This is a genomic window from Aquabacterium sp., assembly GCF_050725395.1.
Taxonomy (GTDB): Bacteria; Pseudomonadota; Gammaproteobacteria; order Burkholderiales; family Burkholderiaceae_C; genus Aquabacterium.
Window position 1 is genome coordinate 1 of sequence record NZ_JBOHHL010000098.1, and the last position, 1,199, is coordinate 1,199.

1 protein-coding gene is annotated in these 1,199 nt (G+C 63.7%); it reads left to right on the forward strand.

Annotated features, from left to right (window positions below):
• The coding region (locus ACREB4_RS21275) for a polyketide synthase dehydratase domain-containing protein (protein ID WP_431590234.1) at positions 1 to 1,199 on the forward strand (1,199 nt) is incomplete at both ends.

Consider the following 1,199-nt stretch of genomic DNA (forward strand, 5'->3'; position numbering starts at 1 on the left):
AGGAGAGATCAGCTTCTCGGCGCCAAAGATCCCGGTGATCTCAAACGTCACGGGCAAGGAGCTCAGCGAAGAAGAGGCAACCTCGCCGGCATACTGGGCCTCCCAGGTGAGGCAGCCGGTTCGCTTCTTTGATGGGCTGCAGGCGCTGACCACCTCAGGCGCAGCAGTGATGCTCGAGCTCGGACCAGATCCTGTGCTCACGGCAATGAGCGCTCAGCTTGATGATGCCCCTAAGGCCTTCAGTCTTTTGCGCAAGGGACAGTCCGAAGAGCTGGCGCTAACTGCCGGCCTCTTTGGCGCAGTGACCTCTGGAGCGACGGGCGCGCAGCTCGATGCGGAGAAGTTCTTCAAGAACACCGGCGCAAAGAAGACAACGCTCCCGACATACGCCTTCCAGCGCACGCGCTACTGGCTTGAGGCGTCAAGCGGAGGAGTCGGCGACGCGCGTCAGCTCGGACTTGGCGCGCTTACCCATCCGCTGCTTGGATCGGCCACGCATCTTGCAAAGGAGGACGAGTGGCTGCTCACCGGCCGCATCTCGCTCGCCACCCACCCGTGGCTCACTGACCACAGGATCATGGGCGCAGCGCTGTTCCCGGGAACTGGCTTTGCGGAACTCGCGCTCGCCGCAGCAAGCAGCGCAGGACTCACGACAATCGAAGAGCTGGTGCTCGAAGCGCCGCTGGTCATCCCAGAAGAGGGAGCCGTGCAGATCCAGGTTGCGCTGACTGCTCCGGGTCAAGACGGCCAGCGCGCGGTTGAGATCCACTCGCGCGGTGAAGCAGCAGCAGAAGACGCAGAGGAAGCCGTCTGGGTCCGCCACGCGATCGGAGCTCTCTCGGCCCGCACAACTCAGCCGGCAGAAGCCGCGCCCTGGCCGCCCGAAGGCGCCAAAGAGATCGACCCCGATGAGATCCTCTCCCAGCTCGAAGAACTAGGCGGCGCGTTTGATCTGATCACGGCCGCCTGGCAGAGCGGCGATCAACGCTTCATCGAGGCGGCGCTCACGCCAGAGCAGAAGGAATCGGCAGCGGCCTTCAATCTTCATCCGGCGCTCTTTGAGTCCGTCTTCCTCGCTTCAGCAGCAGAAGGCGACGAGGTAGCGCTGCCCACTCGTTTTACCGGCCTCTCGCTGCAAAGCGCAGGCCCAACATCACTGCGCGCCTCGATGCGCGTCAAGGACGGCAAGCTCACGGAGC